General features: G+C 60.8%; 21 protein-coding genes and 2 pseudogenes. 14 read left to right on the forward strand and 9 right to left on the reverse strand.

From position 1 onward, the window contains the following. Positions 1-11 precede the first annotated feature (11 nt). From ACNA0I_RS03765 to chvE, 4 genes and pseudogenes are all read right to left on the reverse strand, one after another. Positions 12-601, reverse strand: a pseudogene (locus tag ACNA0I_RS03765) (dihydroxy-acid dehydratase domain-containing protein); the annotation flags it as partial. Positions 602-646: 45 nt separating this feature from the next. After that, positions 647-1,849: a multiple monosaccharide ABC transporter permease gene (gene mmsB, locus ACNA0I_RS03770; protein ID WP_415804708.1), complete on the reverse strand. Its 1,203-nt coding sequence runs from the start codon at positions 1,847-1,849 to the stop codon at positions 647-649. After that, a complete protein-coding gene (gene mmsA / locus ACNA0I_RS03775) occupies positions 1,846-3,381 on the reverse strand; it encodes a multiple monosaccharide ABC transporter ATP-binding protein (RefSeq protein ID WP_415804709.1) in 1,536 nt (511 codons plus the stop codon). Before mmsA ends, mmsB begins: the two co-directional genes overlap by 4 nt. A gap of 9 nt (positions 3,382-3,390) precedes the next feature. After that, complete coding sequence (gene chvE / locus ACNA0I_RS03780) at positions 3,391-4,446, reverse strand: multiple monosaccharide ABC transporter substrate-binding protein (RefSeq protein WP_415804710.1); 1,056 nt, start codon at positions 4,444-4,446, stop codon at positions 3,391-3,393. 156 nt (positions 4,447-4,602) lie between these two features. On the opposite strand from chvE, the gene ACNA0I_RS03785 reads away from it, so the two are divergent. After that, positions 4,603-5,544 carry a LysR family transcriptional regulator gene (locus ACNA0I_RS03785; RefSeq protein WP_415804711.1) on the forward strand — a complete coding sequence of 314 codons (942 nt, stop codon included), beginning with the start codon at positions 4,603-4,605 and terminating at the stop codon, positions 5,542-5,544. A 58-nt stretch (positions 5,545-5,602) separates the two neighbouring features. Here ACNA0I_RS03785 and ACNA0I_RS03790 read toward each other — a convergent pair whose 3' ends face one another. Together ACNA0I_RS03790 and fghA are read right to left on the reverse strand one after the other, a co-directional pair. After that, positions 5,603-6,292: a hypothetical protein gene (locus ACNA0I_RS03790; protein WP_415804712.1), complete on the reverse strand. Its 690-nt coding sequence runs from the start codon at positions 6,290-6,292 to the stop codon at positions 5,603-5,605. A 93-nt stretch (positions 6,293-6,385) separates the two neighbouring features. Continuing rightward, the gene (gene fghA, locus ACNA0I_RS03795) at positions 6,386-7,234 is read right to left on the reverse strand and encodes an S-formylglutathione hydrolase (protein ID WP_415804713.1); all 849 of its coding nucleotides are present in this window, start codon (positions 7,232-7,234) and stop codon (positions 6,386-6,388) included. 177 nt (positions 7,235-7,411) lie between these two features. On the opposite strand from fghA, the gene ACNA0I_RS03800 reads away from it, so the two are divergent. The 3 genes from ACNA0I_RS03800 to ACNA0I_RS03810 all read left to right on the forward strand — a co-directional run bounded on the left by ACNA0I_RS03800 (position 7,412) and on the right by ACNA0I_RS03810 (position 14,724). Further along, the gene (locus ACNA0I_RS03800; protein WP_415804714.1) at positions 7,412-8,128 is read left to right on the forward strand and encodes a hypothetical protein; all 717 of its coding nucleotides are present in this window, start codon (positions 7,412-7,414) and stop codon (positions 8,126-8,128) included. A 376-nt stretch (positions 8,129-8,504) separates the two neighbouring features. Further along, complete coding sequence (locus ACNA0I_RS03805; protein WP_415804715.1) at positions 8,505-13,241, forward strand: glutamate synthase-related protein; 4,737 nt, start codon at positions 8,505-8,507, stop codon at positions 13,239-13,241. A gap of 16 nt (positions 13,242-13,257) precedes the next feature. After that, the gene (locus ACNA0I_RS03810) at positions 13,258-14,724 is read left to right on the forward strand and encodes a glutamate synthase subunit beta (RefSeq protein ID WP_415804716.1); all 1,467 of its coding nucleotides are present in this window, start codon (positions 13,258-13,260) and stop codon (positions 14,722-14,724) included. Positions 14,725-14,935: 211 nt separating this feature from the next. Here ACNA0I_RS03810 and cuyB read toward each other — a convergent pair whose 3' ends face one another. From cuyB to ACNA0I_RS03825, 3 genes are read right to left on the reverse strand one after another with little or no spacing between them, the layout of a single operon-like run. Next, on the reverse strand, positions 14,936-15,670 hold the full coding sequence (gene cuyB / locus ACNA0I_RS03815) for a cysteate racemase (RefSeq protein ID WP_415804717.1): 735 nt from the start codon (positions 15,668-15,670) through the stop codon (positions 14,936-14,938). A gap of 55 nt (positions 15,671-15,725) precedes the next feature. Beyond that, on the reverse strand, positions 15,726-17,177 hold the full coding sequence (locus ACNA0I_RS03820; RefSeq protein WP_415804718.1) for an N-acyl-D-amino-acid deacylase family protein: 1,452 nt from the start codon (positions 17,175-17,177) through the stop codon (positions 15,726-15,728). 23 nt (positions 17,178-17,200) lie between these two features. Further along, a complete protein-coding gene (locus ACNA0I_RS03825) occupies positions 17,201-18,184 on the reverse strand; it encodes a Bug family tripartite tricarboxylate transporter substrate binding protein (RefSeq protein ID WP_415804719.1) in 984 nt (327 codons plus the stop codon). Positions 18,185-18,392: 208 nt separating this feature from the next. Between ACNA0I_RS03825 and ACNA0I_RS03830 the strand changes: the two genes are divergently transcribed. The 10 genes and pseudogenes from ACNA0I_RS03830 (at position 18,393) to ACNA0I_RS03875 (ending at position 26,831) form a co-directional block, all read left to right on the forward strand. Then, the gene (locus tag ACNA0I_RS03830) at positions 18,393-19,334 is read left to right on the forward strand and encodes a LysR family transcriptional regulator (RefSeq protein ID WP_415804720.1); all 942 of its coding nucleotides are present in this window, start codon (positions 18,393-18,395) and stop codon (positions 19,332-19,334) included. Positions 19,335-19,455: 121 nt separating this feature from the next. Next, positions 19,456-20,082 carry an OmpW/AlkL family protein gene (locus tag ACNA0I_RS03835; protein ID WP_415804721.1) on the forward strand — a complete coding sequence of 209 codons (627 nt, stop codon included), beginning with the start codon at positions 19,456-19,458 and terminating at the stop codon, positions 20,080-20,082. Between the two features lie 84 nt (positions 20,083-20,166). Continuing rightward, positions 20,167-21,153: a Bug family tripartite tricarboxylate transporter substrate binding protein gene (locus tag ACNA0I_RS03840; RefSeq protein ID WP_415804722.1), complete on the forward strand. Its 987-nt coding sequence runs from the start codon at positions 20,167-20,169 to the stop codon at positions 21,151-21,153. A 195-nt stretch (positions 21,154-21,348) separates the two neighbouring features. Then, positions 21,349-22,173 (forward strand): annotated as a pseudogene (locus ACNA0I_RS03845) (ABC transporter ATP-binding protein); the annotation flags it as partial. 77 nt (positions 22,174-22,250) lie between these two features. After that, entirely contained in the window at positions 22,251-23,039 is a 789-nt protein-coding gene (mlaE, locus tag ACNA0I_RS03850) for a lipid asymmetry maintenance ABC transporter permease subunit MlaE (RefSeq protein WP_415804723.1), read from the forward strand. Positions 23,040-23,053: 14 nt separating this feature from the next. Next, a complete protein-coding gene (gene mlaD / locus ACNA0I_RS03855) occupies positions 23,054-23,563 on the forward strand; it encodes an outer membrane lipid asymmetry maintenance protein MlaD (RefSeq protein ID WP_415804724.1) in 510 nt (169 codons plus the stop codon). Between the two features lie 95 nt (positions 23,564-23,658). Continuing rightward, entirely contained in the window at positions 23,659-24,462 is an 804-nt protein-coding gene (locus ACNA0I_RS03860) for an MlaA family lipoprotein (protein WP_415804725.1), read from the forward strand. 29 nt (positions 24,463-24,491) lie between these two features. Further along, on the forward strand, positions 24,492-25,124 hold the full coding sequence (locus tag ACNA0I_RS03865) for an MlaC/ttg2D family ABC transporter substrate-binding protein (RefSeq protein ID WP_415804726.1): 633 nt from the start codon (positions 24,492-24,494) through the stop codon (positions 25,122-25,124). 88 nt (positions 25,125-25,212) lie between these two features. After that, a complete protein-coding gene (locus ACNA0I_RS03870; protein WP_415804727.1) occupies positions 25,213-26,022 on the forward strand; it encodes an ABC transporter ATP-binding protein in 810 nt (269 codons plus the stop codon). Continuing rightward, on the forward strand, positions 26,019-26,831 hold the full coding sequence (locus ACNA0I_RS03875) for an ABC transporter permease (RefSeq protein WP_415804728.1): 813 nt from the start codon (positions 26,019-26,021) through the stop codon (positions 26,829-26,831). The genes ACNA0I_RS03870 and ACNA0I_RS03875 overlap by 4 nt, the downstream gene beginning before the upstream one ends. Positions 26,832-26,835: the final 4 nt, after the last annotated feature.

The raw sequence follows: 26,835 nt of genomic DNA on the forward strand, positions 1-26,835 counted from the left end.
CATNGTTGNCNAAGCGCGACATCGACTGCTCTGCCTGGAGGAAGTCCTCCTGCGTCATTTCGCCAGCCTTGACGGCCTCTGAAAATCGCCACAAATGCGTGCCGGATCCGACGCGCTCACCTTGAAAGTAACCGTTGAGCATGGGCCCCCCGGTCACGACGATGGAGGGCAAGTCGGTGGACGCCGCTCCCATGAGCAAGGACGGCGTAGTTTTGTCGCAGCCGACCAGCAGTACGGCACCATCGATGGGCTGACCGCGCATTGCCTCCTCGACCGCCAGTGCGGCCAGATTGCGATACAGCATCGCGGTCGGCCGGTAGGTGTTCTCGGAAACCGAGAACACTGGTACCTCGACGGGAAAGCCGCCAGCCTCCCAGATGCCGGCCTTCACCTTCTCGGCCAATTCGCGCAGGTGCCCATTGCATGGCGTCAGGTCAGACCAGGTATTCAGGATGCCGATGACCGGACGGCCGTCGAACAAGTCGTGTGGATGGCCCTGATTCTTGAGCCAGCCGCGGTGATAGATGACATCGCGCGTATTGCCTCCATACCAATGCTGTGAGCGCAGCGAACGTGGCCAGGGCGCGGGTTGAAAAGCCATAGGGTCTCCCTTTCTTTCTTTATAGTGATTTGATCCGGATCGGGATCAGCTTTGCCTGCGTCGGTTATAGACATCGAAGAAAACGGCGGCCAGCAGGGCGCATCCCTTGATGACTTGCTGGTAGTCGATACCGATGCCGAGAATAGACATGCCGTTGTTCATGACACCCATGATGAAAGCCCCCACCACCGCGCCGATGATCTTGCCCGTGCCGCCCGAGGCCGAGGCCCCACCGATGAACACGGCGGCAATGACATCCAGTTCGAGTCCGAAGCCGGCCTTGGGTGTGGCCGTGTTCAGGCGCGCGGCAAAGATCAGTCCCGCCAACGCCGCCAGGAAACCCATGTTCACAAACGTGAGAAAGGTCAATCGTTCGGTCTTGATGCCCGAGATACGCGCGGCCTTCTCGTTGCCGCCCAGTGCATAAATGCGTCGACCCAGGGTCGTCTTCTCAGTGATGAAGACGTAAATCGCAGTCAGTATTCCCATGGAGAGCAGCACGTTGGGCAAACCGCGAAAACCCGCGAGCTTCCATGTGAAGAACAGGATCGCCACCGAGATGATGGCCAGGCGTCCCACGAAAAACCCCAGCGGCTCTGCGTCAATACCATATCGGCGATTACGCGACCACGCCCGACAGGATGAGTACATCAGCAGCGCCACACCCACGATTCCCACTATCAGCGCGGTGACATTGGGCTTGCCCGCGCCGAACAGGTCCGGCACGAAACCGGTGGACAGCAGTTGGAAGTCGCGAGGAAAGGGGCCGACCGATTGCCCTTGCAGCAGCCACAGTGACAGCCCCCGGAAGATCAACATGCCGGCCAATGTCACGATAAAGGCTGGGATCTTCCAGAACGCAATGAAGTATCCCTGGACCGCACCGATAGCCATGCCGGCCAGCAGGCATGCCGGCACCGCTGTCCAGACGGGCCAATCCTGTTGGACAATCAGCACGGCGGCCAGCGCGCCGACAAAGCCCATCACCGACCCCACCGACAGATCGATGTGTCCCGACACGATCACCATCAACATGCCCAAGGCCATGATGACGATGTAGCTGTTCTGCAGCAGCAGGTTGGTGATGTTGACCGGCCGCATCAGCGTGCCGTCGGTCAGCACCTGAAACATGATCAGGATGGCGACCAAGGCGATCAGCAAGCCGTATTCGCGCACATGCTTCGCAAAATAGGCGCCGACGCTGTTGCGGTTGCCGCCCGGCGCTGACAGGGAAGTCGAGGTATTCATAAGCTCTGCTCCTCGTCGCTGACGATGAGCGACATGATGCGTTCCTGGGTTGCCTGCCCGGCGTCGAGTTCTCCGATGAAAGCGCCCTCGTTCATCACGTAGATGCGGTCACACATGCCCAGCAACTCGGGCAGTTCCGAAGAGATCATGACCACGGCTTTACCCTGTTCGCTCAACTCGTTGATGATTCCGTATATTTCGTATTTCGCGCCCACATCGATGCCGCGCGTGGGTTCGTCCAGAATCAGCGCGTCCGGTTCGGTGAAAAGCCATTTGGACAAGACCACCTTCTGCTGATTGCCGCCGGACAGATTGGCGACCTTCTGAAATACCGAAGGCGTGCGGATGCGCATGATCGTTCGGTATTTTTCCGATATCTCGATTTCGCGCCGACGGTCGATTACCCCTGCGCGAGCGACGCGCTCCAGGCTGGCCAGGGTGATGTTGCGCAAGACCGTGTCCTCCAGAAGCAGACCCAGCGACTTGCGGTCTTCGGTGACGTAAGCCAGGCCGGCCTTGATGGCCCTGGGTACGTCCGACACATCGACTGGCTTTCCCCGCATTCGCACCTGACCGGAGATATGGCGGCCATATCCACGCCCGAAGATCGACATGGCAAGTTCGGTTCGGCCCGCTCCCATCAGTCCGGCAATACCCACCACTTCGCCGGCGCGCACTGTGAAGGACACATTCTTGATCATCTGCCGGCCTGCCTGCTCGGGATGCCAGACGTTCCAGTCGCGTACCTCGAGCACCGCCTCGCCGGCACGGCGCTCGCGCGGCGGATAGCGCTGCGACATGTCCCGTCCCACCATGTCGCGCACGATGCGGTCCTCGCACAAAGCTTCGGTCGCGGCATCCAAGGTCGAGACCGTCGATCCGTCACGTATCACACTGACCCGATCGGCGACGCGGCGCACTTCGTTGAGCTTGTGGCTGATGATGATGGACGTCACGCCCTGTGCCTTCAACTCCAGCAGCAAGTCCAGCAAAGCCTGGCTGTCCGTTTCGGACAAAGCTGCCGTCGGTTCGTCCAGAATGAGCAGCCGCACGTTCTTGGAGAGCGCTTTGGCGATCTCGACCAACTGTTGCTTGCCGACTCCGAGCGTTCCGACCATCGTGCCGGGCGCATCGGTCAAACCAACCTTGCGCAGCAGTTCTCCCGCCTGGCGAAAGGTTTCGTGCCACGACACCACGCCGCCTGACGCACGCTCATTGCCCAGAAAGATATTCTCGGCAATGGACAACTGCGGCACCAGCGCAAGTTCCTGGTGGATGATGACGATACCGTGCGCCTCGCTGTCGCGGATGGAGCGAAAGCACATAACCTCGCCGTCGTAGGCGATCTCGCCGTCGTAGCTGCCGTGAGCATAGACGCCCGACAATACCTTCATCAGCGTGGACTTGCCTGCGCCGTTCTCGCCACAAATGGCGTGAATCTCGTTATGCCTGACCGCCAGATCGACCCGGTTCAGCGCCTTCACGCCTGGAAAGGTCTTCGTGATGGCGCGCATTTCCAGAAGATAGGCCATAGATGCGACCTACCGGATATCTGATTTCTGGTAATAACCCGACTGGACCAGCACCGCCTCCCAATTGTCTGCGTTGACCACCGTGGGTTGCAGCAGGAAGGCGGGAACGACTTTCACGCCATTGTTGTATGTCTTGGTGTCGTTGACTTGCGGTTTGCCTTCCTTGAGCATCGCGTCGACCATCCCTACCGTGACGCGTGCCAACTCTCGGGTGTCCTTGAATATCGTGGAATACTGCTCGTTGGCGAGAATGGATTTGATCGACGGCAACTCCGCGTCTTGACCGGTAACCACGGGCATACTCTGCCCGCCCGAGCCATATCCCACGCCTTTGAGCGACGAAAGAATGCCGATGGACATGCCGTCATACGGCGACAGCACGCCGTGCAGGCGCTCTTTGGTATAGCTCGAGGACAGCAGGTTATCCATACGGGCTTGGGCCGCGGCGCCATCCCAGCGCAGGGTGCCCACCCTGTCCATGCCGGTCTGACCCGACACGATCTTGATGTCACCGGCATCAATCAACGGCTTGAGCACGGACATGGCGCCGTCGTAGAAGAAATAGGCGTTGTTGTCGTCGGGACTGCCGCCGAATAACTCCACGTTCCAGGGTTTGACGCCGCCAAAGCGCTGCTTCAGCCCGCTGATCAGCGACTGCGCTTGCTCTACGCCCACTTTGAAATTGTCGAACGTGGCGTAGTAATCGACATGTTCGGTGCCGCGGATCAGGCGATCATAGGCAACGACCTTGATGTCGGCCGCCGCAGCGTTCTCGAGTGTGTTGGTCAGCGTACTGCCATCGATGGCAGCGATGACTAGCACATCCACCCCCCGCGTGATCATGTTTTCGATCTGGGCCAACTGATTCGGAATGTCATCCTCGGCAAACTGCAACTGTGTGTCGTAGCCCGCTTCCTGGAACAGTTTGACCATCGCGTTACCGTCCGCGATCCAGCGCGGAGACGACTTGGTGGGCATCGCAATGCCAACGGTCTCGGCAGCGGCCACCGAAACCGCGCACGCCGCCCCGGCCGCCAGTACGGCGGTCACAATTTTCTTGAACATTGTCTTGTCTCCTTTGATCTTTGATCTCAGGCTGGGCTGGTGCTCGCCGGGCCTGCAGCCCCTCGATCTAGGGGTAGCGCATGCATGCTACGCCGCCCAAAACATAACAGTAAAATGCTATTTTTTGACTTTTACATACCAATAAAGGTATGAGATATGCGATCTCGCTTTCTGCTCAAACCCGCGCAGATGCAATTACTCGCGGCAATCGCCGACCTGAACCAGCTTCAACTCGCCGCGCAGAAAATCGCCATGTCGCAACCGGCCGCATCCCGGATGCTGGCCGACATCGAGGCCGCGGCCGGCGGGACGCTTTTTCATCGACACGCCAAGGGCATGGTGCCCACCGAACTCGGCCTGCTGGTCATTCGGCGCGTGCGCGCGTTGTTGCGCGAATTGCATAGCTTGCGAGAGGACATCGAGACCTACCACTCAGGCGGCGGCGGCGAAGTGAAAATCGGGGCGGTGACCGGTCCCGCCGCAGGCGTCCTGGTCAATGCCGTCCGTGCCTTCAAACAGACGAATCCCGGCGCAGTAATCACCGTCGAGGTATTACCTTCGCGCGAGCTGGTTCAGCAATTGGCCAAAGGCGAGCTGGATTTCGCGTTGGCTCGGCTGCTGTCAGAATTCGATAGCCGCGAATTCGACCTGCAGCCCATGCGCGATGAAAAAATCGTATTGCTGGTACGAGCCTCGCATCCCCTGGCACATCAGCACCCGGCCTCGCTGGCAGAGTTGGCGGACTATGAGTGGATCATGCAGGCACGCGGCAATCCGATCCGGGAAACCGTGCTCGAGTGTTTTGGTCAACTCGGCCTGTCCGAGCCGGCCAACATCATGAATTCGCCGTCCCTGGTCTTTACCATTGCCTATCTGCGTACGACCGATGCCATCGTCGCCCTGTCCGAAGAAGTGGCCGAATTACTCACGCAGGACGACATGGGGAATGCCTTTGCCGTGCTTCCGGTAGGCGGCGAAATGCGCGTGCCACCGTACTTCCTGTTGACCTTGCGCAACCGGCCGTTATCACCGGCCGCGCAAAAACTGCGCGAGCACGTGCTCGAGGCCTCGCACGAGGTTCACCAAGCGTCGCGCTGACCGCTCGGGCAAGGCGGCCGGATTGGTCCTTTTTTTCTGAATGGTGCCTTGACCTGCGTTACCAACCCGCTTGGCGCAGCGCATCCTCGGTCGCCTGACCGTCGGGCCGTATCACGACGCCACCCCGGGGGTCCATATAGACCTGGTAGCGCGCTCCGTCGAGCATGGGCATATAGGCAGCACTGCCATATTGAACATCAACAAAAGGCAGCCAGTTCGGGAACACCTTTCTCAACTGAGCCAGATCGGGCACGGGCCAATCGGACAAGTCGTGAACGCTGCGCGTCGCCGTCTTCTCCTGTTCAACGTCACGATAACGCCCGGACAGGCGTTCAAACGCATACAGGGGCGGCGCGCCTGCGAGCAACGCAGGCAAACGCCAGCGTATAACCTTGGCGTCGATCTGCCACTGATCCCCCGAAAGAGGATAAATACGCTCGCCTTTGCCGGGGAGGTCGGTCGTAACCAGGAACTGCCCCGGCGTCTGTTCATGCATGGTTACCGTCGCAACGGGCACATCGGTAGTCAATCGGACGAACTGAACCAGCGTCAATGCCAGCATGGCCGATACGCCTGCCAGGGCGATCAGCAGAACACCGAACAAGCGCCGTATCGGCCGCAGCCTGAATACCCGGCGCCCGGAAGCATCGCGCGGCCCTCCACGCCCGAATAACAGGGCCATCCCCGGTATCAACACAATCAAGGCCGCCAGGGCCATCCAGACAAAGGGGGCAAAACCATTGATCACTAGGCAATCCTCACGTTTGTGGGCGAGGGCGGCCCTGCTAAACGGGCAGCAAGGCGGCCGCCGTCAACAATAGCTCGATTTGCTGGCGTACCGTTAACAATGTTGATCAGCGTGAAACCGCACGTGATCCTGCATGAAGGTAGAAATAAAATAGTACCCATGGTCGTAATCGGCATGACGCCGCAACGTCAGCGGCTGGCCGGCCTGTTGGCAGGCCTGCTCGAATACCTCGGGATACAGTTGCTCGGCCAGAAAACCATCGGCCAGACCCTGATCAATCAGAATGCCGTGCGGAAACGGCTGCCGGGCGCGCGACATGAGCTCGCTGGCATCGTAGGCCCTCCAGGCGTTCATATCGGGCCCCAAATAGCCGTTAAAGGCCTTCTGACCCCATGGACAACGGGTCGGCGCCGCGATCGGCGCAAAGGCGGAGACGGAACGGAATTTGTCAGGATGGCGCAATGCCAGCACCAGCGCGCCATGCCCGCCCATGGAATGGCCAAAGATCCCTACGCGTTGGACATCACCGGGCAAATCCTGGGTGACGATGCCGTATAGCTCGTCGGTCACATAGCTTTCCATCCGATAATGGGTGCTCCAGGGCTGCGCTGTGGCGTCGAGATAAAAGCCCGCTCCGGTGCCGAAATCCCAATCCTGGTCCTCGCCAGCGACGCCAGCGCCGCGGGGGCTGGTATCCGGGGCAACCAGCATCAAGCCATATTCGGCAGCCAGACGTTGCGCGCCGCCCTTTATCATGAAGGTTTCCTCGGTGCAGGTCAGCCCGGCCAGATAAAACAGCACCGGCACTGGCCCCCGTTCTACCTGCGGGGGGACATACACCGAGAATCTCATGGGCAAGCCGATCTGGACCGAGTCGTGGCGGTAATAACGTTGCCATCCACCGAAACAGCGGTGCTGGGAGATCAATTCCAAGTCTGCCATGGCGCAGGGTTTTCCTTACTGGTTGCGTATACGACCGATGTTAACCTGCGTGTCTGACCGCGCTGACAGAGAGAGACACAATTGTCTACGGGTACCATCCCCTCTCGACGGCTGTGGCACTATTTATATATAGTGGTCAACACCACCGTTCTTTCTGGCTTGGTGCCCCTACACGCTATGGCTCGACTGCCCCGTTTGTACGCCCCCGGGTTACCGCAACTGGTACAGGCCAACTTCGTTCAGCCGCTGGCAGCGCCTTCGCAGCCGGCGCCCCAAGAAGTGCTCAACCAATTGGCCGCCTGGCTTGGCGATTCTGCTCAGCGGCACCGCGTTGCGGTGCACGGATGGGTGTTGGCCAACGATCGCATCCTGCTACTGGCGACGCCCAGTGACGAGGAGGGTTTGCCTCGCTTGATGCAGACACTGGGCCGCAATCTGGCGGCTCGCTTGCGCGGCGGGCGGGTTTTTGCCGGGCGTTATCGATCCGCCTTGCTGGAGCCGGGTGTCTGGGTGCTGCCCGCCTTGGTCTGGCTCGAGACTTACCCGGTACGCAGCGGTGCCGCACACGACCCCGATTCCTGGCCTTGGTCATCGGCAGGCAGCCACACAGGCAACACGGCAGCGGCCACGCCCCCGTCGCCGTGGCAGTCTGATCATGCCGACTACTGGGCCTGCGGCAATACGCCGTTTGATCGCCAGGCGAATTACCGTCGGCGCCTGCAAGAGGGCTTGTCGCGTGAGGAAAGCCAGCGCATCGACCAGGCAGTGTCCGGACAGTGGGCACTGGGCGGCGCCGATTTCATTGCCAGCCTGACGCATACCGCCAGCCGCCGCGTCGCCCCCGGCCGACGGGGCCGACCGCGCAAGACGCCCGTAGAAACAAAAACCTCATAGGCTTCGGCGCCAACGCACCGGCTCACATCACAACATGACGTCATGCGCCGCACCATGTGGCGACAACGAGGCGCCGCGAGCGCATTGATTGAAAACTGCGCCGCCATTTCACAACAAAAACGCCCCCTAAAATAGGGACACATAAACATGTTTTTGTCCTGTTGGAAGGTGCCTGCCTCTGACCTAGATTAACGTGAATACATAGGCATTTGATTTTTATATGATTTTAATATGTCCCCATATATTGGCACCAAAACAGTGCCCTGCTTAAATTAGGGACGTACCACATTTATTTTTGTTGCGCCCTAACCCGTACCGCAGTATTGTCGAGACCTTGCACTGCAACATTCCGACGCAGTTCTCTGCGGAGCGCGCTATGTCCTCGAATTCTCAAACCGATTCCTGTCGCCCGGTGGCGACGCCTATTGATGCAACCCGCATCGGCATTCCCGCCGCACAGGGTCTGTACAGCCCTCAGCACGAGCACGATGCCTGTGGCGTCGGGTTCGTCGCACACATTAAAGGGCGCAAGAGCCACGCCATCATTCAACAAGGCCTGAAGATCCTGGAAAACCTGGATCACCGCGGTGCCGTCGGCGCCGACAAGCTGATGGGCGATGGCGCCGGCATTCTGATTCAAATTCCCGACGCGCTTTATCGCGACGAGATGAGCCAACAGGGCATCACGCTGCCGGCACCGGGCGAATATGGCGTGGCCATGATGTTCCTGCCCAAGGAAACCGCTTCGCGACTAGCCTGTGAGCAGGAACTCGAACGCGCCGTGCGCGCCGAGGGCCAGATTGTGCTGGGCTGGCGCGATGTGCCGGTGGACGTCGACATGCCGATGTCGCCTACCGTGCGTTCGGTCGAACCCGTCATCCGCCAGCTGTTCATCGGCCGTGGCGCCGACGTGATGGTACCCGACGCGCTGGAACGCAAGCTCTACGTCATCCGCAAAACCGCCAGCCACGCCATCCAGGCAATGAAGCTGGCGCATGGCAAGGAATATTTCGTGCCGTCGGCCTCGGTGCGCACCGTCGTGTACAAAGGCTTGTTGCTGGCCGATCAGGTCGGCCGCTACTACCGCGACCTGGCCGATCCGCGCACGGTGTCGGCGCTGGCGCTGGTGCATCAACGTTTCTCGACCAACACGTTCCCCGCCTGGCCGCTGGCTCACCCCTACCGCATGATTGCGCACAATGGTGAGATCAACACCGTCAAGGGCAACTTCAACTGGCTGCGCGCTCGCGAAGGCATGATGCAGTCGGCCGTGCTGGGCGATGATCTGAAAAAACTCTACCCCATCGTGTACGAAGGGCAGTCCGATACGGCGACGTTCGACAACTGCCTGGAACTGCTCGTGAATTCGGGCTACTCGCTGTCGCACGCGATGATGATGATGATTCCCGAGGCTTGGGAACAGCATACGCAGATGGACGCGAGCCGCCGCGCGTTCTATGAATATCACGCGGCCATGATGGAACCGTGGGACGGCCCCGCGGCCGTGGCGTTCACCGACGGCCGCCAGATCGGCGCCACGTTGGACCGCAACGGCCTGCGTCCTGCACGCTACCTGATTACCGATGACGATATGGTCATCATGGCGTCCGAAGCCGGCACGCTGTCGATTCCCGAAAATCGCATCGTCAAAAAATGGCGCCTGCAGCCGGGCAAGATGTTCCTGATCGATCTGGAACAGGGCCGCATCATCGACGATACGGAAATCAAACTGCAGCTGGCCAACAGCCGCCCGTATCGCCAATGGATCGAACGCCTGCAGCTCAAGCTGGAAGCCCTGCCCACGCCGCGCCAGGCGGCACAAGCACCCGAATCGTCGATTTCGCTGCTCGATCGCCAACAAGCATTTGGCTGGACCCAGGAAGACTACAAGTTCATTCTGGAACCCATGGCCACGTCCGGCGAAGAAGTCATCGGCTCGATGGGTAACGACGCCCCGCTGGCCGTGCTGTCGAACCGCGCCAAGCCGTTCTACAACTATTTCCGCCAGTTGTTCGCGCAAGTGACCAATCCGCCCATCGACCCCATCCGCGAACAGATGGTGATGTCGCTGGTGTCGTTCATCGGTCCCAAGCCGAACCTGCTGGACATCAACAACGTGAATCCGCCGCTGCGCCTGGAAGTCTCGCAGCCGGTGCTGGATTTCGCGGCCATGGCGCAGATCCGCGACATCGAGCAAGTCACGGGCAAGAAATTCCGCAGCTACGAGTTGGATATCACCTATCCGGCCGCCTGGGGTTCCGAGGGCATCGAGGCCCGCGTGGCCGCGTTGTGCGCTCGTGCAGTGGATGCCGTACAAAGCGGCTACAACATTCTGATCGTGTCTGACCGCCTGGTCGACAGCGAGCGCGTCGCCATCCCGGCGTTGCTGGCCACGTCGGCAGTCCACCAGCACCTGATCCGTTCGGGTCTGCGCACGGCAACCGGCCTGGTCGTGGAAACAGGCTCGGCCCGCGAAGTGCATCATTTCGCGCTGCTGGGCGGCTACGGCGCCGAAGCGATCCACCCCTATCTGGCGCTGGAATCGCTGGGACGCATGGCCGATCCGGAAAAGGCGGTCAAGAATTTCATCAAGGCCATCGGCAAGGGCCTGAACAAGGTCATGTCCAAGATGGGCATCTCGACCTACATGTCCTATACCGGCGCGCAGATTTTCGAAGCCGTCGGCCTGCAACGCAGCCTGGTGGACAAGTACTTCACGGGTACGGCATCGAACGTCGAAGGCATTGGCATTTTCGAGGTCGCCGAAGAAGCTCTGCGCCAGCATCGCGCGGCCTTCAGCAGCGATCCCGTATTGGCCAACGACCTGGATGCAGGCGGCGAGTACGCATTCCGTATCCGCGGCGAAGAGCATATGTGGACGCCGGACTCGATCGCCAAGCTGCAGCATGCTTCGCGTGCCAACAACTACCGCACGTACAAGGAGTACGCGCAGATCATCAACGACCAGACCCGCCGTCACATGACGCTGCGCGGCTTGTTCGAATTCCGTTTTGATCCCTCGCGCGCGATTCCCCTGGAAGACGTCGAACCTGCCAAGGAAATCGTCAAACGCTTTGCCACGGGCGCGATGTCGCTGGGCTCGATCTCTACAGAAGCCCACTCGGTGCTGGCTGTCGCGATGAACCGCATCGGCGGTAAATCGAACACGGGCGAAGGTGGCGAAGACGAATTGCGTTATCGCGCCGAAATGCGCGATGGCAAGAGCACCATCAAGGACGGCGATACGCTGTCGTCCGTCCTGGGCACCGACCGCATCGAAGCCGATGTCCCGCTGAAGGCCGGCGACTCGCTGCGTTCGCGCATCAAACAGGTTGCATCGGGCCGTTTTGGTGTCACCGCCGAATACCTGAGCAGCGCCGACCAGATCCAGATCAAGATGGCGCAGGGCGCCAAGCCCGGCGAGGGCGGCCAATTGCCCGGCCATAAGGTCACGGACTACATCGCCAAGCTGCGTTACTCGGTGCCTGGCGTCGGCCTGATTTCGCCCCCGCCGCACCACGACATTTATTCGATCGAAGACTTGGCTCAGCTGATTCACGATCTGAAGAACGTCAACAGCAAATCCTCGATCTCGGTCAAGCTCGTATCCGAAGTGGGCGTGGGTACTGTGGCCGCGGGTGTGGCCAAGGCGAAAGCCGATCACGTCGTGATCGCCGGCCATGACGGCGGTACCGGCGCATCGCCCGTCTCGTCGATCAAGCACGTGGGCACGCCCTGGGAACTGGGCCTGGCCGAAACGCAGCAAACGCTGGTGCTCAACCGCCTGCGCAGCCGCATTCGCGTGCAGGCCGACGGCCAGATGAAGACCGGCCGCGACGTTGTCATCGGCGCGCTGCTGGGCGCCGACGAATTCGGCTTTGCGACCGCACCGCTGGTCGTGGAAGGCTGCATCATGATGCGCAAGTGCCACCTGAACACCTGCCCGGTAGGCGTGGCCACGCAAGACCCGGTCCTGCGCCGCAAGTTCCAGGGCAAGCCCGAGCACGTCGTGAACTTCTTCTTCTTTATCGCCGAAGAAGTCCGCGAAATCATGGCGCAGTTGGGTATCCGCAAATTCGACGACCTGATCGGCCGTTCGGATCTGCTGGACATGCGTGCCGGCATCGAGCACTGGAAAGCGCAAGGCCTGGATTTCGGCCGCGTGTTCTATCAACCGCAGATCGATACCGAAAAACGCCAAACCGAAGCACAAGACCACGGCCTGGCCGGCGCGCTGGATCACCTGTTGATCGAACGCAGCAAGCCTGCGCTCGAACGCGGCGAGAAAGTCTCGTTCATCACGCCGGTGCGCAACCGCAATCGTACGATCGGCGCCATGCTGTCGGGCGCGGTCGCGGCACGCTATGGCCACGATGGCCTGCCTGATGACACCATCCATATTCAGTGCAACGGCACCGCAGGACAGAGCTTTGGCGCGTTCCTGGCGCATGGCATCACGCTGGACCTGGTGGGCGAAGGCAACGACTACGTGGGCAAGGGCCTCTCGGGTGGCCGCATCATCGTGCGCTCGCCTAATGATTTCCGTGGCTTTGGCCCGGATCACATCATCGCGGGCAATACGGTGCTGTACGGCGCCCTGGCTGGCGAGGCTTTCTTTAATGGCGTGGCAGGCGAGCGCTTTGCCGTGCGCAACTCGGGTGCAGCGACCGTTGTCGAAGGCACCGGCGACCACGGTTGCGAATACATGACCGGTGGTACGGTCGTGGTGCTGGGTGAGACCGGCCGTAACTTCGCGGCCGGGATGTCGGGCGGCGTGGCCTATGTCTGGGATCCGGACCGCAGCTTCAAACACCGTTGCAACCTGTCGATGGTCGAACTGGAAGGCATCGTGCCGCATGCGGAACAGCTGGCGCAAAACGATCAGTCCTGCTGGCACAGCGCTCAGCGCGGTGGCGAACGCGACACCGACGAGGCGATTCTGCGCAAGCTGATCGAGGATCACTTCCGTTATACCGGCAGCTTCCGCGCCCGCGAAATCCTGGGCGACTGGGAAACCTCGCGCGGCAAGTTCATCAAAGTGATGCCGACGGAATACCGCCGCGCATTGGGCGAAATGTGGCGTGCAGCCAATCCTGAACAATTGGCTGCGTAAGGCCTAAGGACCAATCATGGGAAAAATCACTGGCTTTATGGAATATCAGCGGCTGCAGGAAGCCTCTGAAGCTCCGCAAAAACGCCTGAAGAACTGGCGCGAATTCGTCCTGCACCTGAGCGATGACCAGTCCAAGCAACAGGCAGCTCGCTGCATGGACTGCGGCATCCCGTTTTGCAACAGCGGGTGCCCGGTCAACAATATCATTCCTGACTGGAACGACCTGGTCTACCGTCAGGAATGGCGCCGCGCGCTGCACGTGTTGCATTCGACGAACAACTTTCCAGAGTTCACGGGCCGCATCTGTCCGGCACCGTGCGAGGCGGCCTGTACCCTCAACATCAACAGCGATGCGGTGGGCATCAAATCGATCGAGCACGCCATCATCGACAAGGGCTGGGCGGAAGGCTGGGTTGTGCCGCAAGTCCCTGCTCGCAAGACCGGCAAGAAAGTCGCGGTCGTGGGCTCCGGCCCATCCGGCCTGGCATGCGCGCAACAGTTGGCGCGCGCGGGCCACGCCGTGACTGTGTTCGAAAAAAGCGACCGCATTGGCGGGCTGCTGCGCTACGGCATCCCTGACTTCAAGTTGGAAAAATCGCAAATCGACCGCCGTATCTCGCAAATGGAAGCCGAAGGCGTCGAGTTCGCACCGTCCACGTATGTGGGCAACGCCAGCGATTCCGTGGCCGACGGCTTGACCGTGCGCACCCCGAAATCGTTGACCGATGAATTCGATGCCGTCGTCATGACGGGCGGTTCGGAAACGCCGCGCGATCTGCCTGTGCCGGGCCGCGAGCTCGAAGGCGTGTACTTCGCCATGGACTTCCTGCGTCAGCAGAACAAGGCCGTGGCAGGCGATCGTCTGACCAAACAAACGCTGGCCAAGGGCAAGCACGTCGTCGTGATCGGCGGCGGCGATACGGGCTCGGATTGCGTGGGCACCAGCAACCGCCATGGCGCAGCCTCGGTCACGCAATTCGAATTGATGCCCCAACCGCCTGAGTCGGAAAACAAGCCGCTCGTGTGGCCGTACTGGCCCCTGAAGATGCGCACCTCGTCGTCGCACGAAGAGGGTTGCGAGCGCGACTGGTCGGTAACGACCAAGCTGCTCAAGGGCAGCAACGGTAAAGTCGAAAAACTGGTCGGCGCACGTGTCGAATGGTTCAAGGACGAAGCCACCGGCCAGATGAAAATGCGTGAGGTCGAAGGCTCGGAATTCGAAATCCAGGCGGACCTGGTGCTATTGGCGATGGGCTTTGTCTCGCCGGTGCAGCAGGTGCTGGACGCCTTTGGCGTGGATCGCGATGCACGTGGCAATGTGCGCGCGAATACTGACGACTATCGCACCAATGTCGATAAAGTCTTTGCCGCTGGCGACATGCGTCGCGGCCAATCGCTGGTGGTCTGGGCCATCCGCGAAGGACGTCAATGTGCTCGCTCAGTGGATGAGTATCTGATGGGCGCCAGCGAATTGCCACGCTGATCAGCACCGTCATGCCATCAAACGGCCAGTTTCTGCGGGGACTGGCCGTTTTTTGCCGCCGGGCCGTCCCAAGGCAAAAATGCCCCCTCGGGGGGCAGCAAGCCAAAGGCGTAGCGTGGGGGCCTTTTTTGCCGCCGGGCCGTCCCAAGGCAAAAACGCCCCCTCCGGGGGCAGCAAGCCAAAGGCGCAGCGTGGGGGCCGTTTTTTATTTCTAGACGCGATGCGTCGCGAGTTTGCCGGCCTTCTGGTAATGCTCAATCACGGCCAGAGCAAGCGCGTCGATCGAGTCCGTCGTCACCACGCCCAACGATGGCCGCACCGCGTGGGGAATGGCCAACGGCAACTCCGTACATCCCAACACCACGGCATCAGCACCACGTGCACGTAGCCGCTGCACGCACTCCACTGCAGGCCCCAAGGAATCATCCAGCCGGTTGGCTTTCACCGCGCGGATAGATGTCATGCACAATGACTCTACCTCGTCGTCCTGTGGCACGATGCATTCGTAGCCGTGCTGTTCCAGGGTGCGTTGATACAGGCCCAATGCCAATGTCGCCGAGGTCCCCATCAATCCTATCCGGCCGCGCGTCACGCCTTGGCGGCGCAGATCGTCGGCAACGGCCTCGATGATATGCAGGACGGGACATTGCGAGGCCAGGGCCAGTTCGTCGTACCAGAGATGCGCCGTATTGCAAGGAATGGCGATCAGGTCCGCTCCCGACGCATTCAGAAATTCAATGCCTGCGCGCATTGCTGGCAACGGGTCTTCGCCGCCAGCCAGCCGCGCTGCGCTGCGGTCGGGTATCCGCGGGTCATTCAACAACAGGGTGGGAATGTGTTCTTGATCCCTGTCGACCGGCGTCAGCGCCGCCAATCGCAGTGCGAACGCTGCGCCTGCCAGCGGCCCCATTCCACCCAATACACCCAACATATGTCTTGTTTCCATGCACGTTCGAGCGCCCGACGGCGCAACATTCCAATCCTGCTTGTTGCGGCTGCCCCTATGGGCTCATGCCGACGATGCCGGGGCGCAATACCTGGCCGGGCCGTGCGCCGCTGGCTTGGTCCCCGTTCCAGACAGATTGGCCGTTGACCCAGACACCGTCAATGCCCTGGCTGACCTGGACAGGTTTCTCAAAGGTCGCCAGATCGGTGACGCGTTCGGGATCCAGCAATACCAAGTCAGCATAATAACCGGGCTGGAGCAGGCCTCGCTGCGACAGGCCATACTGCGTTGCGGCCAAGCCTGTCATGCGATGAATCGCCGCCGTGAGTGTCAACACGCCTTCTTCGCGCACTAAGCGGCGCAACACCTGGGGAAAGGTGCCCCATTGACGCGGATGCGGATGGGGATCAAAGGGCAGGCCATCGGATCCGACCATGGTGAGCGGGTGCTCGAAAATACGCCGCACATCGTTGGGGTCCATCAAAAAATAGATCGCGCCCGCGGGCGCCAGCCGCGCCAGCATGGCTTCGTCGTCCAGGCCCAATTCGGCCTGCACATCGGCGTAATCACGCCCCGTGGCAGCCGGATATCCCTTGGACCACGTGATCATGGTGCGGCTGGCAATGCGCACACGGTCCAGGCGCAGCATCGTGGACGTCGCAGGGTACGGGTGGCAATCCAGGCAGACTGGCTGACTCGCCGCGGCTCGGCTGATCATATCGAGCGTTTCGCGGGTGCGGCCATGATTGCGGCTGCCCGCCACTTTGTGATGCGAGAACACAACCCGCGCATCGACGGCACGCCCAATGGCCAGCGCCTCCTCCATGGCCGGCACGACGTGATCAGCCTCATCGCGTAAATGCGTCGCGTAGATGGCATGACGTCCAGCCATCGGCGCGCAAACCTCGATGATCTCGTCGGTGGGCGCCGCGGCGGCAGGGGGGTAGAACGTCCCGGTCGATACCCCGAAAGCGCCTGCGGCCAACGCCTCGGCCAGCAACTCGCGCATGGCCTGGCGCTCACCCGCGTCGGCAGCGCGATCGACCGCGTCGCCCATCACTGCCACACGCAGCGTCGTGTGCCCCACCAATGGAATCACATTGGTGGCGGCCGGCGCCTCGCGCAAAGCCTCTATCCACTGCGCAAAGGTAGAAAAACGGAAGAACTCGGCAGGGCCGAGCAGATCCAGCGGTTGCGGCACATCCTGACGCGTCAACGGGGCCAGGCTGATGCCGCAGTTACCCGTGACCACACTCGTGACGCCCTGCGACACCTTCGGCGTCATTTCCGGATGTGCCAGCAGATAGCCATCATCATGCGTATGCGAGTCGATAAAACCCGGCGCCAACACGCGCCCGGCGGCATCCAGAACAGGAATGCCGGCCGGGTGCGGGAAATCGCCCAGAGCGGCGATACGCTCACCTTTAATGGCCAGGTCGCCCTGCACCGGTTCTGCGCCACTGCCGTCAACCAGCAGGGCATTCGTAATAATCAGATCAGCTTGCATAGAATGATGATGGGTTGTGTTGGTCAGTCCAGCTTTTCGATGCCTGCGCTCTCGATCAGTTTGCCCCACTTAGCGGTTTCCGCATCCATGAGCCGCTTGAAATCCTCGGGGCTGCCGCCAGCAGGATCGGCGCCGAGCGCTGCCAATGATTTTTGGACCTCGGGATTTTCCAGCGCCTTGTTCAAGTCGGCGTTGAGCTTTTTGATGATATCGGCCGGCGTCCCTGCAGGCGCCACCGCACCTCCCCAGGCGATTGTCTCGTAGCCCTTCAGACCGCTTTCGTCCAGTGTCGGAACATCGGGCAGCAAGGCCAGGCGTTTGAGACTGCTGACGCCCAAGGCGCGCACTTTGCCGCTTTGAATCAGCGGTACGGCCTCCGACGTATTCGCAAAGGTAAAGTCCAACCGTCCGCCCATCAAATCCTGCATCGCGGCCGGTCCGCCGTTATAGGGGATGAACATGACATCGACTTTAGCCATGCTTTTAAAAAGCTCGCCACCCATGTGGCCCGTGGTGCCGACACCCGAGGCGCCATACGAGAGGCGGCCCGGCTCGGCCTTGGCACGGTCGATCAGGTCTTGCACCGATTTGATCGGCGAATCGGCCGGCACGATCAGCACGTTATAAATATTGAACATCTGGCCTACCGGGACGAGATCCTTGTCCACATCGTAAGGCAGCTTTTTGAATAGCGAGCGGTTCACGGCCAAGGTGTTGATATTGCCGTAGCCGATGGTGTAGCCATCAGCCGTTGCGCGCTTGATCTGCGACACGCCGATGTTGCCCGCCGCACCAGGACGGTTCTCGATCACCAGCGTCGCGCCAGAGTCTTTGGCGATCTGCGTTGTGATCAAGCGCGATAACACGTCGGGCGATCCCCCTGCGGCAGAGGGCACGATGAAGGTAATCGGCTTGTCCGGAAAAGCGGCGTGGGCACTGACGGCGGCGCCCGTTGCCGTGCAAGCAACGGCTAGAGCGCTCAAACAACGGGCAAGAGTTCGATACATGTAATTCCCCTGGATATATGTGGTTTGGTTTCATTGCTGCACTCCTCGGGACCGTGCGTTACCGAACCAGGCCCGCGGGAGCAAGAAAACGAGGAGTGACCCGGCGTCTTCTTGCAAGTCAGGTTATCACCGGCATCCGCCAGAGCACTCATCGAAAAATGTCCCACACCTATAATCCGCCGTTATTGCCCCAGACAGGAAAACCGCGATGCAGGACGACGCGATCACCGAAGCAGGCACCCCAGCCCACCCCGCCGCGAGGCCTCTGAATCTGCGCCAGATCGAAGTCTTTCGCGCCATCATGATGGCGGGTTCGATCAGTGGAGCGGGCCGGTTGCTGCACGTCTCGCAACCCGCGGTCAGCCGCGTGCTGTCGCTCACGGAATCGCGCCTCGGCTATCCGCTTTTCGAGCGTGCGAAAAGCCGGCTGACGCCTACGCCTGAAGCGCTGCGCCTCTACGCGGAAGTCGAGCAAGTCTATGGCGGCATTCAGCGCGTCAACGATCTCGCGATTGCGTTAGGCGAAGCAGGCGCCGGCGTATTGCGCGTCGTGTGCTCTGCCAGCTACGGGCAGCGCCTGGTGCCGCGTACGCTGTTGGCCATGCGCGGGCGTACGGAACGTAGCCGAGTCGACTACCGCAGCGTTACCTTTGACGAACTCGCGGGCTACTTTCTGACGGGACGCGCCGATGTCGGACTATCCATGTCCCCACCTCAACATCCCCATCTGAATTCCGTGCGGCTGGGAACCGTGCCCATTGTCTGTATCGCGCCGAAAGGTCACCCGTTGGCAAGCCACGATATCGTGCACGCTGACGACTTCGGCTCTGCGCAGTGGATAGGTTACCCCACCGGAACGCCCCTCGATCATGCACTCACCGCGTTCTTTGGTGACACGCAGCCCTGTCCTGCTGCAGTCGAAGTCCATTCTCCAGTCACGGCCTGTGCTTTCGTACTGCAGGGCTTGGGGCCGGCCCTCGTAGATCGCTGGTGCATCACGCCGGAGTTGGCTGAGCGCGTGGCAATCCGGCCCATTCATCCAGACGCTCATGTGGAAATCTGGGCCACCCACTCCACGCTCGCTCCGTTGCCGCTGCTCGGCCGCCGTTTTCTCGACGCCGCGCGATGCGTCATCGAACAGGGCGCTTAGCCCTGACGCGCTGCATGAGTTTTTCGCGCAATGCTGCCCTGCTTGATATGGATCAAGCCGGATATCGATAGACCCTGCCACCATCTCCGTGCCGATAGCTTTCGGTCTTTACGGAGAAGTCATGTCATTACGCAGTACCTTGGCGGCCGCATTCTGCCTGACCAGCCTGAGCGCCATCCCCGCCCACGCCCACGAAGCCGGCGATTGGCTTTTCAAACTGGGCGTCACCCAGGTCAGCCCGAAATCCAACAATGGCAGCGTGCTCGATGGCACAGTCGATCTCGATGTCAGCAGCAGCGTGCGGCCGAGTTTCACGGTGACCTATATGGCCACTCGACATATCGGTATCGAACTGCTGGGCGCGTTGCCCTTTCAGCACAACGTATCCGGTGACGCCGGGTTGGGAAAAATCGGCACAACCAAACAGCTGCCCCCCACGCTCAGCGTGCAATGGCATTTCCTGCCGGATCACACGGTACAACCCTACGTCGGCGTGGGGCTGAACTACACCCATTTCTTTGACACGCACACACGCGGCCCACTCGCCGGCTCCAGCCTGAAGCTCAGCGACTCCTGGGGATTCGCCGGACAGCTTGGCGTTGATATTAAACTCAGCGACCGCTGGTTTATGAATGCGGATGTCCGTTACATCGACATCTCGTCAAAGGTAAAACTCGACGGCCAACGCATCGGCACGGCGCGCATTGACCCGTGGGTCACGACCTTGGCGGTCGGTTATCGCTTTTAACGCCAGCGCGGCAGCGGGCGCGAAGAGGTCATAACGGTCATAATTGTTGGCTCCGCGCTACGTCTAAGAAAGAGGAGCTCGCGCATGAAATCTTTACGTCCCTTGCTCGCCAGCCTGTTGGCGATCGCCACTGTAGCCGGCGCGTCGCAGGCCCGCGCCCAAGATCTCGGTGATTGGCCGTCCAAGCCGATTACCTTCATCGTGCCTTATGCGCCCGGCGGCTTTGCCGATACTCGTATGCGTCTCATCGCACGCAAGCTGGGCGATGTGCTCAAGCAAACCGTCGTTGTCGAAAACAAGGCGGGCGCGGGCGGTGTCATCGGCACAAACCTGGTCGCCAAAGCGACTCCCGATGGCTACACCATCGGCGCGGGCAATCTGGCTCCCCTGGCAGTCAATCCCAGTCTGATGGCGCAGATGCCCTACAAAGCAGACAAAGACCTGGCGCCCATCATTCTGGTCGAGAACAGCCCTCTCGTGCTGAGCGTGACGAATGCATTGCCGGTCAAAAACCTGCAGGAATTGATTGCTCTGGCCAAGCAAAAACCGGGGACACTGACCTTTGGTTCCTCGGGCGTAGGCGGTGCGCACCACTTGTCAGGCGAAATGTTCCGCGAACAGGCAGGCATCGATATCGTCCATGTGCCGTATAAAGGCGGCAGCCCGGCGTCTGCGGATCTGATGGGTGGACATATTTCGATGATGTTTGAAATGGGATATGCAGCGTTGCCCGCCATTCAGAGCAAAAAAGTTCATCCTATTGCCGTGACGTCCGCCAAACGCCTGACGGTGCTGCCCGATGTGCCCACACTGGCCGAGGCAGGATTGCCTGGGTTCGAGTCATATAACTGGCAGGGGATCATCGCACCGGCAGGTACGCCCGCCCCCATCATCGCCAAGCTGAACGCGGAGCTGAACAACATCCTGCAAGACCCGGAAGTGCAACGAGCCATTGCCGATACGGGTAGCCAGGCAGGAGGCGGCACCCCGGAAGATTTCGCCAAATTCATCGCCAGCGAAACCCGGAAATGGGCAGAAGTGATCCAGAAAGGCAACATTACGCTGCAGTAACGGCACGGTTGCGGCGACAATCACCGTGAGGCGGCAAGTTACAATAGCATCTGCCTGAAACATGCCGCCGCAATAATCACGGTCGCCTGGCAGGTACAGTACCCGAGGTCGACGCCTTGACCGGTTCGGCCAAAAACTCTATGGTCGTCCCCTTTGTAGGACACTGTTCACCTGTCCAGGCCCACACTGTTGCCTATGCCCGATCACACGCCCGATAGCCCGCCCCCTGTTTTGTCACTGGACGCAGTGGCGCTTGGCTATGGCGAATTCACGGTGCTGCAAGACATCACCATGACAGTCCAGCCCGGGCAGGTTGTAGCCATCATGGGCGGCTCCGGCTCCGGCAAAACCACGTTGTTGCGGGCTGCGACAGGCCAGCTTCAGCCCTTGCGCGGCCAAGTCCACGCATTCGGCACCGATCTAGGCCGCGTCGATCATAATGAATTGCAGGCGTTGCGCAAACGCATGGGTGTGCTTTTTCAGCAAGGCGCGCTGTTTACAGACCTGAATGTCTTTGAAAATGTCGCTTTTCCCCTGCGCGAGCACACCCAGTTGCCAGAGGCAGAGATCGTGTCCCGCGTCCTGGACAAGCTCGACGCCGTCGGACTGCGTGCCGCGGCACATCTGCGCGTAGCGGAAATCTCTGGTGGCATGTCCCGGCGGGTAGCGCTGGCTCGCGCCGTGGTGCTGGAGCCCGAACTCATTCTGTACGACGAACCCTTCGCGGGGCTGGATCCGATCTCGATGGGCATCACGGCCCGCCTGATCCGCGATCTGTCTGACCGGCTGCACTGCGCATCGGTGCTGATCACCCATGACGTCCAGGAATCCTTTGCCATTGCCGATCAGGTCTACCTGGTAGGCCAGGGCCGCTTGGTTATCTCCGGGTCACCGCAATCCCTATCCGAATCGCAAGACCCTTACGTCAAACAATTCCTGGGCGGCGAGCCCGACGGCCCTGTCGCCTTTCAGTATCCCGACACGCCGGCATTTCAGGCCTGGCTCGCCAAACAGGCGGGCCCCTCCGGGGCTGGGGCGAAATCGACCCCGTCTCCCAAAGCCGACGCAGCCCAATCTTCCCTCGGAGGCCGAAAATCATGACCGGGCCAGTTCGAGCGATCAGCACCCTGGGCCGCTGGGTGCGCGACAGCATCAGCGGCGTCGGCGGGTTCACCCGCTTTGTAAACAGTCTCCTGGCGCGCAGTGGCATCGCTTTGTCGCGTCCCCGGCTGGTCTCCCAGCAAGTGCACTTCATCGGCAACTATTCCCTGCTGATCATCGTCGTATCGGGCCTGTTTGTCGGCTTTGTGCTGGGATTGCAGGGCTATTACACACTGAACCGCTACGGTTCCGAAGAAGCCCTCGGCCTGCTGGTCGCTCTGTCCCTGGTTCGCGAGTTGGGCCCTGTGGTGACGGCGCTCCTGTTTGCCGGCCGTGCCGGTACCTCGCTGACGGCCGAGATCGGCCTCATGAAGGCAGGGGAGCAGCTCTCGGCCATGGAAGTCATGGCCGTCGATCCGATGCGGCGGGTGCTCGTGCCGCGTTTGTGGGGCGGCATCATCGCCATGCCGGTATTGGCCGCTGTATTTTCCATGGTGGGCATCCTGGGCGGCTGGGTCGTCGGCGTACTGCTCATCGGGGTAGATGCCGGCGCTTTCTGGTCGCAGATGCAAAATGGCGTGGACGTCTGGGATGATGTCGCCAATGGCGTCCTGAAAAGCATTGTGTTCGGCGTCACGGTCACGCTCGTCGCCCTCTACGAGGGCTGGCACGCCCGCGCCACCCCCGAGGGCGTGGCACGAGCCACCACCCGCACTGTCGTCGTAGGCTCGCTCGCCGTGCTGGGCCTGGATTTCCTGCTTACCGCCCTGATGTTTGGCAATTAATACGGATTTGCATCATGTCACGCGAAAAAACCGATTTTTGGGTAGGGCTCTTCGTGCTGCTCGGCGCAGCCGCCCTGGTGTTTCTGGCCTTGCGTGCCGGCAACCTCAGCAGTTTCTCGTTTGCGCCGACATACACGCTGACCGCCGACTTTGACAATATCGGCGGCCTGAAAGCCCGCGCGCCCGTCAAAAGCGCCGGCGTGGTGGTGGGGCGCGTCAGCAGCATCACCTTTGACGACCGTTCTTTCAAGGCCGTTGTCGCGCTCAACCTGGAAGAAGGCTATCAATTCCCCAAAGACACGTCGGCCTCCATTTTGACCTCGGGGCTGCTAGGCGAGCAGTACGTAGGGCTGACGGCCGGTGGCGACGAGCAAAATTTTGCCGATGGAGGCAAAATCCGCTATACCCAAAGCGCCGTTGTCCTGGAAAACCTGATTAGCCAATTCCTCTACAACAGCGCGCAAAACCAAGGGTCCAATTCGGAAAAATCCGGCGAAACACCCAGTGCGCCGCCGGCGAACTGAAATACCGCACCGCCTGACGCTGACCGAACGCCCTTGCGCGGCCTGCTGCGGCAGGCTACTTGAGAACAGAACCTTTGCTTGGCATTGACCCCATCATGACTATGCCCACCTACGCTCGATTTGCCTCTGTCCTGGCCGTCTGCGCACTGACCGCCGGTTGCGCCGCTCCAGGCAACCCGGATCCCCGCGATCCCTGGGAAGGCTTCAACCGCGGTGTATACAAGTTCAATGACACTGTGGACCGGGCCCTGTTCAAGCCCGTCGCGCAGGCATACACCTATGTCACGCCCGAGCCGGTACGTAGCTGCGTCCACAACATGTTCAGTAACGTGGGCGATCTCTGGTCAGCCACCAACAGTTTCCTGCAGGGCCGCGGCCACGATTTCGTCAACACGCTCGGACGATTCCTGTTCAACACCACCATGGGCGTGGGCGGCTGCTTTGACGTCGCTTCGGCCAATGGCGCCCGCAAGATCCCCAACGACTTCGGCACGACGCTGGGCGTATGGGGCCTTGGCCAAGGTCCCTATTTGGTGCTGCCGTTCTTTGGCTCGAGCAGCGTGCGTGACGGCGTGGGCCTGATCGGCGACTGGCAAGGCGGTCTTTACACCTACAGCAGCCCGGGCGCGATCGAGAACGTACCGATCCGCAACAGCCTGTGGGGCCTGGATCTCGTCGACACGCGTGCGAGCCTGCTCGACACCACCGATACGGTCGACCGGGTAGCGCTGGACCCCTACAGCTTCATTCGCGATGCCTACCTGCAACGCCGCGCCGCCATGGTGCGAGGCAGCGCCGAGGGCGAGGGTAATCTGCCGGATTACAGCATCGAGGACGAGGACGATGCAGCCGCCACGCCGGCTCAACCTGCCGGCCCTGCGCCTACGCCTACCCAATAATCAAGACGCCCCACTCAAAAGGAGCTCTCATGCGAATTTCCGCTTTTTCCTTGCTGCAACGTCTATTCCTGGCTGCGGCCATCGGCCTGATGGCCGCTACCGCGGCCCACGCCAAGCCCGATGCCCACGGCGCGCCCGACAAGTTCGTGCTTGACGCCGCCAATGAGGCGCTGGACGTGCTCAAGGCCGATTCCAAGGTCAAATCCGGCGATCTCGCCCACATCAACCAGGTCGTCGACACCTACATCCTGCCGTACGTCAATTTCCGTAGAACCACGCAGTTGTCTGCCGGCCGTTACTGGCGCCAAGCCACGCCCGAGCAACAAACGGCCTTGGCCAACGCTTTTCGCGGCACCCTGGTGCGCACCTATAGCGGCGCCCTGACCGGTGTGACGCAAAACACGTCCATTAAATTGCTGCCGTTTCGGGATGATCCCAACGCAGACGATGTGGTCGTGCGCAGCCTGATCACGCAGGCAAACGGCCAGCCCGTCGGTGTTGACTATCGACTCGAAAAAGACCCCAAGCAGGGCTGGCGAATCTACGACATGAACGTCGAAGGCATCTGGCTGATCCAGAACTACCGCAATCAATTCGCGCAACAGATCGAGCAGTCCGGCATTGACGGATTGATCAAGGCGCTGAACCAGCGCAACCAATAAACCCAGGCGGCAACCGGGACAAAGCCGTCCCGGCGGGGCCGCCATTTATAATGGGCGATTCGCTCTTTCCTGGGCCTTCGCCGTCGCCATGTCAGCAGTCAGTCTAGAACACGTATCCAAGATTTATCCACCACGCCAGGCGGGTTGGAAAAAATGGCTTGGACGTACCCCCGGCCAGGGATTTCAGGCCCTGAACGATGTCAGCCTGCGCATCGAGCCCGGCGAGTTTTTTGGCTTGCTGGGGCCTAATGGAGCCGGCAAGACCACCTTGATTTCCATCCTGGCCGGCTTGGCGCGTGCCTCCAGCGGCAGTGCCAGTGTCTGTGGCTACGATGTTTCCGCCGACTATAAAATGGCCCGCCGCGCGCTGGGCGTCGTACCGCAAGAATTGGTCTACGACCCGTTTTTCACCGTGCGCGAAACGCTGCGCATCCAGTCGGGCTATTTTGGCCTGCGCAAGAACGACGACTGGATCGACGAAATCCTGTTCAATTTAGGCTTGGCAGACAAGGCTGACAGCAATATGCGTGCCTTGTCGGGCGGTATGAAACGACGCGTCCTGGTCGCTCAGGCGCTGGTGCACCGTCCGCCCGTCATTGTGCTGGACGAGCCCACCGCGGGCGTGGATGTCGACCTGCGCCGCACCCTGTGGGAATTCATCTCGCGGCTGAACAAAGCCGGCCACACCATCATGCTGACCACGCACTACCTCGAAGAAGCCGAGGCTTTGTGTGGCCGTATCGCCATGCTGAAAGGCGGGCGCATCGTGGCGCTGGACACCACGCAGGCCTTGCTGGCGCGCGTGGGCGGTGTGGACCTCGAAGACGCCTTTGTGCGCATCATGCACCAGGACACGCCGTTGTCGGCCGAACTCGAACCTGAAGAGGCCCTTTCGTGACCCCGCCGCTGACCCCGACCGAACAACCATTGGTGCAGCCTCGTCTGGATGCGGGCTCCGGCTTTCCTACGCTGTTGCGCAAGGAGCTCCTGCGTTTCTGGAAAGTGGCGTTCCAGACCATTGCCGCCCCCGTTGTCACGGCCTTGCTCTACCTGCTGGTGTTCGCCCACGTCCTGGAAGGGCGCGTCATGGTGTACAACACCGTGCCGTACACCGCGTTCCTGATCCCGGGGCTGATGATGATGAGCATGCTGCAAAATGCTTTCGCGAATCCGTCATCGTCGTTGATCCAGAGCCGTATCACCGGCAACCTGGTGTTCGTGCTCCTGCCTCCGTTATCGCATCGCGAGATTTTCTCGGCCTATCTTCTGGCGGCGATTGTGCGCGGCCTGGCGGTGGGTGCCTGTGTGTGGCTGGTGGCCATCTGCTTCACATCGTTGCCTTTGGCCCATCCAGGCTGGATCGTCGTATTCGCTATTCTGGCCTGCGGCATCATGGGCACATTGGGCCTGATTGCCGGTCTATGGTCGGAAAAATTCGACCAGCTCGCTGTATTCCAAAACTTTCTGATCATGCCGGCCACCTTTCTGTCCGGCGTGTTCTACTCCATTCACACACTGCCGCCGTTCTGGCAAACCGTGTCGCACTGGAACCCCATTTTTTATACGATCGATGGCTTTCGCTACGGGTTCTTCTCCGTATCGGACGTCTCGCCATGGCACAGCCTGGCCGTCGTGACAGGGGTCTTCGCCGCCTTGGTGATCTGTGCCTTGCGGCTCCTGGCCAGCGGTTACAAACTCAGGAATTGACGCC

Origin of the sequence: Bordetella muralis, from assembly GCF_965139205.1 — a bacterium.
In the GTDB taxonomy this organism is placed as follows: domain Bacteria; phylum Pseudomonadota; class Gammaproteobacteria; order Burkholderiales; family Burkholderiaceae_B; genus Bordetella_A; species Bordetella_A muralis.